12 protein-coding genes are annotated in these 12,813 nt (G+C 67.3%); 9 read left to right on the forward strand and 3 right to left on the reverse strand.

Translation table 11 applies throughout. The features are described 5' to 3' along the window. Positions 1–100: 100 nt before the first annotated feature. Both PM1_RS05835 and PM1_RS05840 read left to right on the forward strand, forming a co-directional pair. Positions 101–1,249 (forward strand): pyridoxal phosphate-dependent aminotransferase, encoded by a 1,149-nt coding sequence (locus PM1_RS05835; RefSeq protein ID WP_009616179.1) that lies wholly within the window; start codon positions 101–103, stop codon positions 1,247–1,249. Continuing rightward, on the forward strand, positions 1,237–2,031 hold the full coding sequence (locus tag PM1_RS05840; protein WP_009616180.1) for an amidohydrolase: 795 nt from the start codon (positions 1,237–1,239) through the stop codon (positions 2,029–2,031). The genes PM1_RS05835 and PM1_RS05840 overlap by 13 nt, the downstream gene beginning before the upstream one ends. Positions 2,032–2,503: 472 nt before the next feature. Here the strand turns inward: PM1_RS05840 and PM1_RS05845 are convergent, their stop codons facing one another. Both PM1_RS05845 and PM1_RS05850 read right to left on the reverse strand, forming a co-directional pair. Next, positions 2,504–3,433, reverse strand: coding sequence for a sulfotransferase (locus tag PM1_RS05845; protein WP_009616181.1), 930 nt, complete (start codon positions 3,431–3,433; stop codon positions 2,504–2,506). A 99-nt stretch (positions 3,434–3,532) separates the two neighbouring features. Next, the gene (locus PM1_RS05850; protein ID WP_009616182.1) at positions 3,533–4,486 is read right to left on the reverse strand and encodes an aldo/keto reductase; all 954 of its coding nucleotides are present in this window, start codon (positions 4,484–4,486) and stop codon (positions 3,533–3,535) included. A gap of 342 nt (positions 4,487–4,828) precedes the next feature. On the opposite strand from PM1_RS05850, the gene dapA reads away from it, so the two are divergent. The 4 genes from dapA to PM1_RS05870 all read left to right on the forward strand — a co-directional run bounded on the left by dapA (position 4,829) and on the right by PM1_RS05870 (position 6,716). Further along, entirely contained in the window at positions 4,829–5,695 is an 867-nt protein-coding gene (dapA, locus tag PM1_RS05855; RefSeq protein ID WP_009616184.1) for a 4-hydroxy-tetrahydrodipicolinate synthase, read from the forward strand. 65 nt (positions 5,696–5,760) lie between these two features. Continuing rightward, a complete protein-coding gene (locus tag PM1_RS05860; RefSeq protein ID WP_009616185.1) occupies positions 5,761–6,096 on the forward strand; it encodes a DUF5629 family protein in 336 nt (111 codons plus the stop codon). A gap of 106 nt (positions 6,097–6,202) precedes the next feature. Further along, positions 6,203–6,442: a CopG family ribbon-helix-helix protein gene (locus tag PM1_RS05865; RefSeq protein ID WP_009616186.1), complete on the forward strand. Its 240-nt coding sequence runs from the start codon at positions 6,203–6,205 to the stop codon at positions 6,440–6,442. Further along, positions 6,432–6,716 (forward strand): type II toxin-antitoxin system RelE/ParE family toxin, encoded by a 285-nt coding sequence (locus tag PM1_RS05870; RefSeq protein ID WP_009616187.1) that lies wholly within the window; start codon positions 6,432–6,434, stop codon positions 6,714–6,716. The genes PM1_RS05865 and PM1_RS05870 overlap by 11 nt, the downstream gene beginning before the upstream one ends. A 687-nt stretch (positions 6,717–7,403) precedes the next feature. Here PM1_RS05870 and leuA read toward each other — a convergent pair. Beyond that, positions 7,404–9,074: a 2-isopropylmalate synthase gene (gene leuA, locus PM1_RS05875; protein WP_009616188.1), complete on the reverse strand. Its 1,671-nt coding sequence runs from the start codon at positions 9,072–9,074 to the stop codon at positions 7,404–7,406. A gap of 467 nt (positions 9,075–9,541) precedes the next feature. Between leuA and PM1_RS05880 the strand changes: the two genes are divergently transcribed. From PM1_RS05880 to PM1_RS05890, 3 genes are all read left to right on the forward strand, one after another. After that, entirely contained in the window at positions 9,542–9,889 is a 348-nt protein-coding gene (locus tag PM1_RS05880; RefSeq protein ID WP_009616189.1) for a DUF2946 domain-containing protein, read from the forward strand. Positions 9,890–9,999: 110 nt separating this feature from the next. After that, positions 10,000–12,111, forward strand: coding sequence for a TonB-dependent copper receptor (locus PM1_RS05885; protein ID WP_009616190.1), 2,112 nt, complete (start codon positions 10,000–10,002; stop codon positions 12,109–12,111). A 117-nt stretch (positions 12,112–12,228) separates the two neighbouring features. Next, positions 12,229–12,741, forward strand: coding sequence for a copper chaperone PCu(A)C (locus tag PM1_RS05890; protein WP_009616191.1), 513 nt, complete (start codon positions 12,229–12,231; stop codon positions 12,739–12,741). Positions 12,742–12,813 lie beyond the last annotated feature (72 nt).

A 12,813-nucleotide genomic window follows, 5' to 3' on the forward strand; every position in this document is an offset into this window, starting at 1 on the left:
CTGGAGGCTGGAAGGCTGGACGAGCGAGAATCCTCCGGCGCTCTGTATTTCGTTTAGCCTCAAGCCTTCAGCGCTCTTAATCGGCTTTTTGGGAACCGCCATGCTCACCAGCAAACTGCCCAACGTCGGCACCACCATCTTCACCCGCATGTCGCAGCTCGCCGCCGAGTGCGGTGCGCTCAATCTGTCCCAGGGTTTCCCAGACTTCGACGGCCCCGCCGCCTTGCGCGAGGCGGTAGCTCGCCACGTCATGGCCGGGCACAACCAGTACTGCCCGATGACCGGCCTGCCGGCGCTGCGCGAGCAGGTGGCGGCCAAGGTCGCCGCCTTCTACGGGCGCAACGTCAGCGCCGACGCCGAAGTGACCATCACCCCCGGCGCCACCGAGGCGATCTTCTGCGCCGTGCAGGCGCTGATCCGCCCCGGCGACGAGGCCATCGTCCTCGACCCCTGCTACGACAGCTACGAACCCTCGGTGGAACTGGCCGGCGGCCGCTGCGTGCACGTGCCGCTGAACCTGCCGGACTTCCGTATCGACTGGCAGCGCCTGGCCGACGCCATCACCCCGCGCACCCGCCTGATCTTCCTCAACAGCCCGCACAATCCCAGCGGCGCGCTGATCGACCGTGCCGACCTGGACCGCCTGGCGGCGCTGATCCGCGAGCGCGAGATCTACGTCATCAGCGACGAGGTCTACGAACACCTGATCTACGACGGCGTGCAGCACGCCAGCGTGCTGGCCCACGACGAGCTCTACGCCCGCGCCTTCGTGGTCAGCTCCTTCGGCAAGACCTACCACGTCACCGGCTGGAAGACCGGCTACGTGGTGGCGCCGCAGGCTTTGTCGGCGGAGATGCGCAAGATCCACCAGTACGTGAACTTCTGCGGCGTCACCCCGCTGCAGTGGGCGCTGGCCGACTTCATGGCCGCGCACCCCGAGCACCTGCGCGAGCTACCGGGCTTCTACCAGGCCAAGCGCGACCTGTTCTGCGACCTGCTGAGCGGTTCGCGCTTCAGCTTCCAGCGCGCTGCCGGTACCTACTTCCAGGTGGTCGACTACTCGGCGATCCGCCCGGACCTGGACGACGTCGCCATGGCCGAGTGGCTGACCCGCGAACACGGCGTGGCGGCCATCCCGGTCTCGGTGTTCTACCAGCAGGCCCCGGCGGACATACGCCTGGTGCGCTTCTGCTTCGCCAAGAAAGAGGAGACGCTGCGCCAGGCGGCGGACAAGCTATGCGCGATCTGAGCCAACTGCCCGACCTGAACCTGGCCCTGGTGCAGACCACCCTGGCCTGGCACGACGCGCCGGCCAACCGCGCGCACTTCGACGCGCTGCTGGAACAGGCCCGCGGCGCCGACATCGTCATCCTCCCGGAGATGTTCACCACCGGCTTCTCCATGGACTCCGAGGCCCTGGCCGAGGCGGAGGAGGGCGAGACCTACGCCTGGCTGCGCCACCAGGCCGCGCGCCTGGACGCCGTGGTGACCGGCAGCGTGATCGTCCGCGCCGCCGACGGCAGCCATCGCAACCGCCTGCTCTGGGCCCGCCCGGACGGCGAGATCCTGCACTACGACAAGCGCCACCTGTTCCGCATGGCCGGCGAGCACAAGCACTACACGCCGGGCGAGCGCCAGGTGCTGCTGGAGTGGAAGGGCTGGCGGGTGCGTCCGCTGGTCTGCTACGACCTGCGCTTCCCGGCCTGGAGCCGCGACGCCCAGGACACCGACCTGCTGCTCTACACCGCCAACTGGCCGGCCGCCCGCCGGCTGCACTGGAACCGTCTGCTGCCGGCCCGGGCCATCGAGAACCTGTGCTACGTGGCGGCGGTGAACCGCGTGGGCGAGGACGGCAAGGGCCACGCCTATGCCGGCGACAGCCAGGTGCTGGACTTCCAGGGCGAAGCGCTGCTGGAAGCGGCTAACGGCGACGGCGTGTTCCACGCCAGCCTCTCGGCCCAGGCGCTGGCCGCCTACCGCGAACGCTTCCCGGCCTACCTCGACGCCGACCGCTTCCTCATCGAGCCCTGAGGCTGTAGGCAAGCTTTTCGTAGGATGGTGTTGAGCGAAGCGATACCCATCGCCCCGCTCGACTGCACGCCGGCCCTGCCGACGCAATCGCGGGGCCTGCTCCGTGCCCCCCTGTAGGAGCGGGCCCTGCCCGCGAATCGCGCGCAGGGCGCGCTCCTACAGGTTGATGCCGAACCTTGCAATGCCGGACAGCCCTCTCTCCCGCTTGCGGGAGAGGAGCGGCGTAACCCACAACACGGTTGTCGCCGGTAATCACCATTCGCGAGCAAGCTCGCTCCTAGCGCATGAGCGAGCATGGCTTTTCGTAGGATGGTGTTGAGCGAAGCGATACCCATCAGCGCCACCGCATGGGTTTCGCAAGCTCAACCCATCCTACGAAGAGCGTCCCGGTGCGGCCCTCAAGACAGTTGCTCCTACAGGCGAAATGCCATGCCTCGCGCCCCTGTAGCGGGCTCCGTCCGCGATTCGACCGTCAGGACGCCGCCAGCAACCCCTCGATACGCCGATGCAGGTTGCCCAGCGGCGTGAAGTGCGCCGGATCGATGTGGTTGGAATTCTGCTCCAATTGCACCAGGCGCATGCCGCCGGCGACCTGCCCGCGCAGTTCCTCGTAGGCGGCGATGACCTCTTCCGCCAGGGCGCGGGCGTGCTCCGGCACCTGATCCAGGCTGTAGCGCCTGACCCGGGCGTTGTCGTAGTAGCCGGCGGCCTCGCCCAGGTCGACGCCCAGCCATGCGCCGGTGTCGCGTAGCACCGCCTCGCCGAGGTCCTCGTGGAACACCGCCCTGACCGAAGGCAGGTTGCGCAGGAAGCGGATGTACAGCGCCATCACCTGCAGGAAGCTCTTGAGCACCGTGTCGTAGCCGGCTGCCTCGTCGCCGTTCAACTCGGCCAGGCCGCGGGTCGACATGAGCACGTCGATGGGGTTGCGGAAGGTGAAGACGTAATGCGAGCGGTAGAAATGCCGGCAATGGAATTCGAACAGTTGCTGGCAGGTGCGCGCGGCCTCGTGGGGATTGACCACGATCTTGCTGCCGACGTAGCGGTAGTGCCGGGCTAGCCGGGCCAGGTAGTGGTGCCAGGGGGCGTCTTGCTGGAACAGCGGCGGGCAGAAGCTGCTCTTGTTCTCCTGGTTACCCCAGGACCTGTGCATGGCGTTGTAGCGCGCGGCGAAGTCCGGGGTGCCCGGGTCGTCCTGCAACGCCGGTTCGCCGAGGAGGAATATCTCCGGCGAGCTATTCAGCGCGTTCTGGAAGACGGTGGTGCCGCTGCGCGCCGCGCCGATGACGAACAGGCCGCGGTCGTCTGGCACCGCGATGCCGGCGGTTTCCGTCAGGAGCGATTCTTCGCGCTGCGGGTTGGACTTCAGAACCTGCCAGAGGCGTTGCGGCGTGGACAGCATTCTCTGCTCCGTTTTTCTTCTTGTCGGGGGAGACGCGCAGCAGAGAGTACGGGGCCATGGGAGGCCGCGGCAAGTCTCCGCGGCCACCCGGCGGGCGCCTCAATAGGCGCTCGCCGCATCCAGCCGGTGGGTATCTTCCTGGCTCAGTTGCAGCCGCGTCGCCGCGACCAGGTCCGGCAACTGCTCCAGGTTGGAGGCGCTGGCGATGGGCGCGGTGATGCCCGGGCGGGCGATCAGCCAGGCCAGGGCCACCTGGGCCGGGGTGGCGTCGTATTCCTCGGCCACTTCGTCCAGGGCCACGAGGATGGTCACGCCGCGCTCGTTCAGGTAGCCCTTGACCTTGTCCGCCCGCGCCGGGCTCTTGTCCAGGTCGGCTTCGCTGCGGTACTTGCCGCTGAGGAAGCCGCCGGCCAGGCCGTAGTAGGGGATGACGCCGATGCCCAGTTCGCGCACCGTCGGTTCCAGGCGCGTCTCGTAGTCGGCGCGGTCGTAGAGGTTGTAGTTCGGCTGCAGGCTCTGGTAGCTGGGCAGGTGCAGGTGCTCGGCCACCTCGCGGGCCTCGCGCAGGCGCCGGCCGTCGTAGTTGGAGGCGCCGATGACGCGCACCTTGCCCTTCTTCACCAGCTCGGCGTAGGCGCCGAGGGTTTCCTCCAGGGAAGTGTGGGTGTCGTCGCAGTGGGACTGGTAGAGGTCGATGTAGTCGGTCTGCAGGCGCTGCAACGAGTGCTCTATGGCCTGTTCGATGTAGGCCGCGGAGAGGCCCTTGTGGCCGTTGCCCATGTCCATGCCGACCTTGGTGGCGATGATCACCCTGTCGCGGTTGCCGCGCTGCTTCATCCACTTGCCGATGATGGCCTCGGACTCGCCGCCCTTGTGCCCGGGCACCCAGCGCGAGTAAACGTCGGCGGTGTCGATGCAGTTCAGCCCGGCGTCCAGCAGGGCGTCGAGCAGGCGGAAGGAGGTCGCCTCGTCGGCGCTCCAGCCGAAGACGTTGCCGCCGAACACCAGCGGCGGAATGGCCAGCCCGGAGCGGCCCAGTTCGCGAGAGTTCACCTGTCACTTCTCCATACTGCGGTGTGGTTGAACCAGCATAGACCCTAGGAGAAGGTTGACAGCCAAGTCCGACGTTGAGCATATTCGGTGCCTGATTCGCGCAACGGACTTCCCATGTTCGCCAACTCCGACCACTCGCTGCCGCTCCCGGGCTCCTTCGCCCCGGCCTGCGCGTGCGTCGCCGTTGCCAAGAAATCGAAGAAACAGTCGCTCATTTGACCGGGGCGCGCTGTCCCGTCAGATGGGCTGACAGGACAACCAGGCGCCAGGTCGATCTTCCCCCGCTTGCATCCCGCACCCTCCCTGACGGCGACCAGACGGTCAGTCACAAGGAGTTTTCGCATGTCTACGTTTCGTGGGATCTGGGTGGCCCTGGCCACGCCCTTGCGTGCCGGGGAAATCGACTTCGCCGCCCTGCGCGGCCTGGTGGGCAGGTTGCTGGAGGACGGCGTCGCCGGCTTCGTGGTCTGCGGCACCACCGGCGAGGCCGCCGCGCTCAGCCATGAGGAACAGCTGGCGGTGCTCGACGCCGTGCTGCAGTGGGTGCCGCCGCAGCAGGTGATCATGGGCCTGGCCGGCAACAACCTGCGCGAGCTGCTGGCCTTCCAGCAGGAAATCCAGCGCCGCCCCGTGGCTGGTCTGCTGGTGCCGGCGCCTTACTACATCCGCCCGTCGCAGCAAGGCCTGGAGGCGTTCTTCCAGACCGTGGCCGACGCCGCCAGCGTGCCGCTAGTGCTCTACGACATCCCCTACCGAACCGGCGTGCGTATCGAGCGCGAGACCCTGCGGCGCATCGTCCGCCACCCGCGCATCGCCGCGGTCAAGGACTGCAGTGGCGACTTCGAGACCACCCTGGCGCTGATCGCCGACGGCGACGTCGAAGTGCTGGCCGGCGAGGACCTGCAGATCTTCGCCAACCTGTGCCTGGGCGGCGCGGGGGCCATCTCCGCGTCCGCCCACGTGCGCGCCGACCTCTACGTGCGCATGCAGCGCCAGGCGGAGGCGGGCGACCTGGCCGGCGCGCGGGGCACCTTCCTGCGCCTGCTGCCGTGGATGCAGGCCGCCTTCGCCGAGCCCAACCCGGCGCCGCTGAAGGCCGCCCTGGCCTTGCAGGGGCTGATCGCCGACGAACTGCGCGAGCCCATGCAGCCCTGCTCGGCGGCCACCGTCGAGCGTCTGCGCGGCGTGCTGGCGGCGCTGGCCGACTAGGCGGGGAGGGCCGCCGGCGGGGCTTTGCTCTATGATGGCGGCCTGTCTCACCGGGAATACGAAAAATGTCCGAAGAAACCCTCTACCTGCTGGACCAGCTCGAACTGACCGACATGCTCGAACTGGACGGCCTGCACGCCTGGGAGTTCAGCCTCGACGAAGACCTGCTGGACCGCGCCGAGATCGCCGCCGAAGCCGGCCAGCCCTTCGCCAGCGAAGACGTGGTGCTGCGCGTGGAGGTGGTCGACGGCCGTGACAAGCGGCGCTGGCAGTTCACCTACAACGAGGTGATGGAAGCCCAGTACGAGGCCAGCGACGACAGCTGGACGCTGCAATCCGACGGCAGCGAGCACCGCCTGCGTTGCCTGGGCGCGGTGAGCGCCAGCGGCGACGACGAATAGCATTCCCCTGGCTGGCCGGTGGGCGCTTCCGGGCGATCGGTAGTTCGAGTGGCCTGTAGTGTGTTGTAGTATGTTGTAGCGATACATATTACAACCGAGGTGCTCCATGCCCGTGATGTCGTTGCGCCTGTCGGACGATCAGTCCGATACCCTCGCGAGGCTTGCCCAGGCGACTGGCCGCAGCAAGAACTTCCTCGCCGCCCAGGCACTGGACGAATACCTCGCCCGGGAAGCCTGGCAGATCGGCGAAATCCAGCAGGCCATCGTAGAGGCCGATGCCGGTGACTTCGCCAGCGAGGCGGAAGTCGAAGCGGTACTGCACAAGTGGACGCGCAATGCAGGTTGAGTGGCTGCGCAAAGCGCTGCAGAACCTCGACGACGAAGCCGCCTATCTCGCCCAGCACAATCCGGCCGCCGCACGCGACTTCGTCGCTGCGGTGTTCGACGACATCGCACAACTGGCCCTCCACCCCGCGATGGGGCGCGAGGGACGCGTACCCGGCACCCGCGAATGGCCCATGCCTGGCCACCCTTACCTGATCCCCTATCGCGTTCGTGACGGGAAGCTGCAGATCCTGCGCATCTTCCACACTCGGCGCCTGCCTCCCGAGCGGTGGTAGCCCGGCAAGCGTGCTGCGGAGAAAGTTACAAGCGAAAACGCTGGAGAGCGCCTGAAGCAGGATGCTCTTCGTAGCCATGCCGATGGGTATCGCAAGCTCAACCCATCCTACGGAAAGCGCCATGCCTCCCGGCGGGTTGTAGCGGGCCCTGCCCGCGAATCGCGCGCAGGGCGCGCTCCTACAGGGGAATGGTGCGGGTGGGGCAGCGCAGGAGCGGATCTCATCCGCGATCCGCGCCGGGACGTCCGGTCATCGCGGACAAGGTCCGCCTACGCCTCCGGCAAACACCACACCCCGTAGGATGGGGTGAGCGATACCCATCACCAGGGTCCGGTGGCTATCGCAAGCTCAACCCATCCTACGGAAAGCGCCATGTCTCCCGGCGGGTTGTAGCGGGCCCTGCCCGCGAATCGCGCGCAGGGCGCGCTCCTACAGGGGAATGGTGCGGGTGGGGCAGCGCAGGAGCGGATCTCATCCGCGATCCGCGCCGGGACGTCCGGTCATCGCGGACAAGGTCCGCTCCTACGCCTCCGGCAAACACCACACCCCGTAGGATGGGTTGAGCGAAGCGATACCCATCACCAGGGTCCGATGGCTATCGCAAGCTCAACCCATCCTACGAATCGACGCCTGACCGAGAAGATGAGAAAGGGGCCCGAAGGCCCCTTTTTCATATCACCGGCGGGTTCAGGCAGCTTTCGCCTGGCCCAGGGTCACGGCGCGGTTCAGCGCGCTGAACAGGGCGCGGAAGCTGGCGGTGGTGATGTTTTCGTCGATGCCGATGCCGTGCAGCGAGCGGCCGCCTTCGACGCGCAGCTCGATGTAGGCTGCCGCGCGGGCGTTGGTGCCGGCGCCGATGGCGTGCTCGTTGTAATCCATGATCTCGACTTCCACCGGCAGCGCGGCGACCAGGGCTTCCAGGGTACCCTTGCCCTTGCCGTGCCAGCGGTGCTGCTCGCCCTTGTGGGTCACGTCGATGTCGATGGCGCAGATGCCGTTCTCTTCCTGCAGGCGGTAGTTCTTCAGGCCGAACGGCGAGACGGCTTGCAGGTACTCGCTCTGCAGCAGGTTGTAGATCTGCTCGGCGGTCATTTCCAGGCCGAGACGGTCGGTCTCGTTCTGCACCACCTGGCTGAACTCGATCTGCATGCGGCGCGGCAGGCTGATGCCGTATTCCTGTTCGAGCAGGAAGGTGATGCCGCCCTTGCCCGACTGGCTGTTGACGCGGATGACCGCCTCGTAGCTGCGGCCGATGTCGGCCGGGTCGATCGGCAGGTAGGGCACTTCCCACACGGCGTCGTCCTTCTGCTGGGCGAAGCCCTTGCGGATGGCGTCCTGGTGGGAGCCGGAGAAGGCGGTGTGGACCAGGTCGCCGACGTAGGGGTGGCGCGGGTGCACCGGAATCTGGTTGCACTCTTCCACCACCTTGCGCACGGCGTCGATGTCGGAGAAGTCCAGCCCCGGGTTGACGCCCTGGGTGTACATGTTCAGCGCCATGGTCACCAGGCAGAGGTTGCCGGTGCGCTCGCCGTTGCCGAACAGGCAGCCTTCCACGCGGTCGGCGCCGGCCATCAGCGCCAGCTCCGAGGCGGCCACGCCGGTGCCTCGGTCGTTGTGGGTGTGCAGGCTGATGATCACGCTGTCGCGCTTATCGATGTGGCGGCCGAACCACTCGATCTGGTCGGCGTAGTTGTTCGGCGTGGCGCACTCGACGGTGGCCGGCAGGTTGAGGATCAGGCGGTTGGCCGGGGTCGGCTGGAACACGTCGATCACCGCGTTGCACACCTCGACGGCGAAGTCGGTCTCGGTGGAGCTGAACACCTCGGGGGAGTACTCGAAGCCCCACTGGGTTTCCGGCGCGGCGGCGGCCAGGCGCTTGATGGTCTTGCCGGCGGCGATGGCGATCTGCTTGACGCCTTCCTTGTCCTGGTTGAAGACGATCTTGCGGAAGCTCGGCGCGCAGGCGTTGTAGTAGTGCACGATGGCGCGCTTGGCGCCCTTCAGGGATTCGAAGGTACGCTCGATGAGGTCGTCGCGGGCCTGGGTCAGCACCTGGATGGTGACGTCATCGGGAATGTGGCCGCCCTCGATCAGCTCGCGGACGAAGTCGAAGTCGGTCTGCGAGGCGGACGGGAAGCCCACTTCGATTTCCTTCAGGCCCACCTGCACCAGGCACTTGAAGAAGCGCATCTTCTTCTCGGCGTCCATCGGCTCGATCAGCGACTGGTTGCCGTCGCGCAGGTCGGTGCTCAGCCAGATCGGCGCCTTGTCGATGATCTTGTCCGGCCAGGTGCGGTCGGGCAGGGTGATCGGGGTGAAGGGACGGTATTTCTTCGACGGGTCTTTGAGCATGGTCATGGGCGGAATCCTTGTTCTTCCGGGCCAGCGGCGGCCCTGCGCGGTAGAAAGATGAAGAGGTGAAGCCGGGAAACGGATTCAGCCACGCAGTCGCGGGCTGACCAGGCGCAGGCAGGCGTGTTGGCGAAGCAGGATGAGGGTGTGTGCGGTTTTCATGACGACCACCCTAGTGCGCTTTGGGGGTGGATGGCAAGCATTGTGGAAAAATTGGTAGTCATCATCGGGTTATAAAAATAAACGAGATTTTCTGCTTCTGTATTCGCTTTATTGCGCAAGGAATTGCGAAACGCTTTTTCTGCTTTACTCCCTGATGCGTCTCCATGCCGCACAGCATTGAGCCATCGGCGAATTGCGCCCATCGGCCCAGCAGGGTAAAACGCCGCCAATCGATTCGGGGACTTCCAGTGACAGGTCGCAGACGGCGAGGCACAGGACAAGGCACGGGCATCTGGCTGGCGCTCTTCGCCATGCTGATGATCCACCTCGGCCCGCTGCTGTCGCAGTCCATGCCCATGGATCACCCCATGCCGGCCATGGCCGGCATGGAGGGCATGGCCTGCTCCGAACAGATGCGCGGCGGCCACCACGGGGCCGATGCCGCGCAGCAGGGCTTCTCCGCCGACCACTTCATGGAGAAGTGCGGCTACTGCGGCCTGCTGCTCCACAGCCCGGCGCTGGAAACCCCGCGCCTGGCGCTCTCCGCCGACCTGCCCGGGGCCGCCCCAGCGCCCCAGGTCGTCATCGAACAATCCATCCCGCCTTCGCCGATCTTCCCCGGCGCCCGTTCGCGCGCGCCGCCGTCCATGAGCGCCTGACCTTTCTTTCGCCGTAGCCAGCGCAAGCGCCATCGCGCAGAGGAGTCTTCCTCCACGCGCGTCCGCCGTGCCTGGCCAGAAGAACATCGTCATCGATCATGGAATTTCGCATGTCCAGACTCTTCCTGCGCGGGCGCGTTCGCCCGGCACGCCTACGCACCCTTTGCGCACTCACCGCCCTCGGCGGCATCGTCGGCCTGAGCCCTTCCATTCGCGCCGACGAGGCCGACGACCCGCACGCCGGCCACCACGCCATCGAACTGCAACCCAGCGTCATCACCGCGGTGGCGCAGAGTTCGCCGCTGACCGTGGTCACCGACCCGAAGCAGGCGCGCCAGCCGATCCCGGCCAGCGACGGCGCCGACTACCTGAAGACCATCCCCGGCTTCTCCGCCATCCGCAACGGCGGCAGCAATGGCGACCCGGTGCTGCGCGGCATGTTCGGCTCGCGGCTGAACATCCTCACCAACGGCGGCGTGATGCTCGGCGCCTGCCCGGCGCGGATGGACGCGCCCACTTCCTATATATCGCCGGAGACCTACGACCGGCTCACCGTGGTCAAGGGCCCGGAAACCGTGATCTGGGGCCCTGGCGCCTCGGCCGGGACCATCCGCTTCGACCGCGATCCGGAGCGCTTCGGCGAGCTGGGCACGCGGATAAACGGCAGCCTGGTGGCCGGCTCCAACGGCCGCTTCGACCGCGTGCTGGACGCCGCCGCCGGCGGCCCCGAGGGCTACCTGCGCTTCACCGGCAACCGCTCGCAGTCCGACGACTACGAGGACGGTGGCGGCAATACCGTGCCCTCGCGCTGGAACAAGTGGAACGGCGACGTCGCCCTGGGCTGGACGCCGGACGCCGACACCCTGGTCGAACTGACCGCCGGCAAGGGCGACGGCGAGGCGCGCTACGCCGGGCGCGGCATGGACGGCTCGCAGTTCAAGCGCGAGAGCCTGGGCCTGCGCTTCGAGAAGTCCAACCTCGGCGGCGTGCTCGACAAGCTGGAGGCGCAGGTCTACTACAACTACGCCGACCACGTGATGGACAACTACAGCCTGCGCACGCCCTCGGGCACCGGCATGATGGCCGGGCCCATGGCTTCCAACGTCGACCGCCGCACCCTCGGCGGGCGCCTGGCGGCCACCTGGCGCTGGGACGACTTCAAGCTGATCTCCGGCGTCGACGCCCTGAGCAGCGAGCACCGCCAGCGCAGCGCCATGGGCATCGGCGCCTACGACGAGGTGCCGTGGAACAAGGATGCGACCTTCCACAACTACGGCGCCTTCGGCGAGCTGACCTGGTACGCCGCCGAGCGCGACCGGGTGATCGCCGGCGCACGCCTGGACCGCGCCTCGGCCAAGGACTACCGGCAGACCACCGGCTCGGGAATGATGACGCGGCCCAACCCCACGGCCGACGACACCCGCACCGACACCCTGCCCAGCGGCTTCCTGCGCTACGAGCACGACCTGGCCGACTCGCCCACCACGCTCTACGCCGGCCTCGGCCACGTGCAGCGCTTCCCCGACTATTGGGAGCTGTTTTCCCCGAACATGGGCCCGGCCGGCTCGGCCAACGCCTTCGACGCCATCAAGCCGGAGAAGACCACCCAGCTCGACTTCGGCGCCCAGTACGAGGGCGAGAAGCTCAAGGCCTGGGTTTCGGGCTACGTCGGCGAGATTCGCGACTACATCCTGTTCACCTACACCAGCGGCGGCATGATGGGGGCAACGTCCCAGGCGACCAACGTGGACGCCCGCATCATGGGCGGTGAACTGGGCGCGGCCTACCAGTTGGCGCCGAATTGGAAGACCGACGCGACCCTGGCCTACGCCTGGGGCAAGAACACCAGCGACGACCGCGCGCTGCCGCAGATGCCGCCGCTGGAAACCCGCCTGGGCCTGACCTACGAGCAGGGCGACTGGAGCGCCGGCGCCCTGTGGCGCCTGGTGGCGAAGCAGGGGCGGGTGGCCGAGGGGCAGGGCAACGTGGTCGGCAAGGACTTCGACGAAAGCGCCGGCTTCGGCGTCTTCTCGCTCAACGCCGCGTACCGCGTGAACAAGCACTTCAAGGTCAGCACCGGCGTCGACAACCTGTTCGACAAGGACTATGCCGAGCACCTGAACCTCGCCGGCAACGCCGGCTTCGGTTACCCGGCGAACGACCCCCAGGCGATCCGCGAACCGGGCCGCACGCTCTGGACCAAGGTGGACTTCAGCTTCTGAGCCCCGGCGACCGCGGTCGCCGGCTTGAGTGGGGGCGCGAAGCGGCTATGCTGGCCGTGCCCCCGGCGAAGCCGCCCGCTCGACGGGCGGCCCATGAGATCGTTAGGAGTTTCCAACATGCGCAAGACCCTCCTGGCCCTGGCGGCCATGCTGTCCTTCTCCACCCCGCTGCTGGCTCACGAATACAAGGCCGGCGACCTCGACGTCGAGCACCCCTGGTCGCTGCTGCTGCCGGCCAACTCGGAGAACGGCGCGGCCTATTTCGTCGTGCACAACCACGGCAAGGCGGCCGACCGCCTGCTCGGCGCCGACACCGAGCGCGCGGCCAGCGCCGAGGTCCACGAGCACCAGATGAAGGACGGCATGATGAAGATGCAGAAGGTCGACGGCGTGGATATCCCCGCCGGCGGCACCGTCACCTTCGCCCCGGGCCACTACCACCTGATGCTGCTCGGCCTGAAGAAGCCGCTGGCCGACGGCGAGCGCTTCCCTGTGACCCTGCACTTCCAGCAGGCTGGCGACCTCAAGGTCGAGGTGCAAGTGCAGAAGCAGGCGCCCGAGGCCGGTGAGCACGGCATGTCCGGCCACGATATGTCGGGTCACGACATGCCCGGGATGAAGATGAACTGACCGTCCGGCCGGCCGTGCGCCGGCCTTTCCCCAGGGGGGGAAAATGGAGCCGGGCCGGTTTCGGCTCGGCAT

Source organism: Pseudomonas sp. M1 (assembly GCF_022760135.1).
GTDB classification, from domain to species: domain Bacteria; phylum Pseudomonadota; class Gammaproteobacteria; order Pseudomonadales; family Pseudomonadaceae; genus Pseudomonas; species Pseudomonas citronellolis.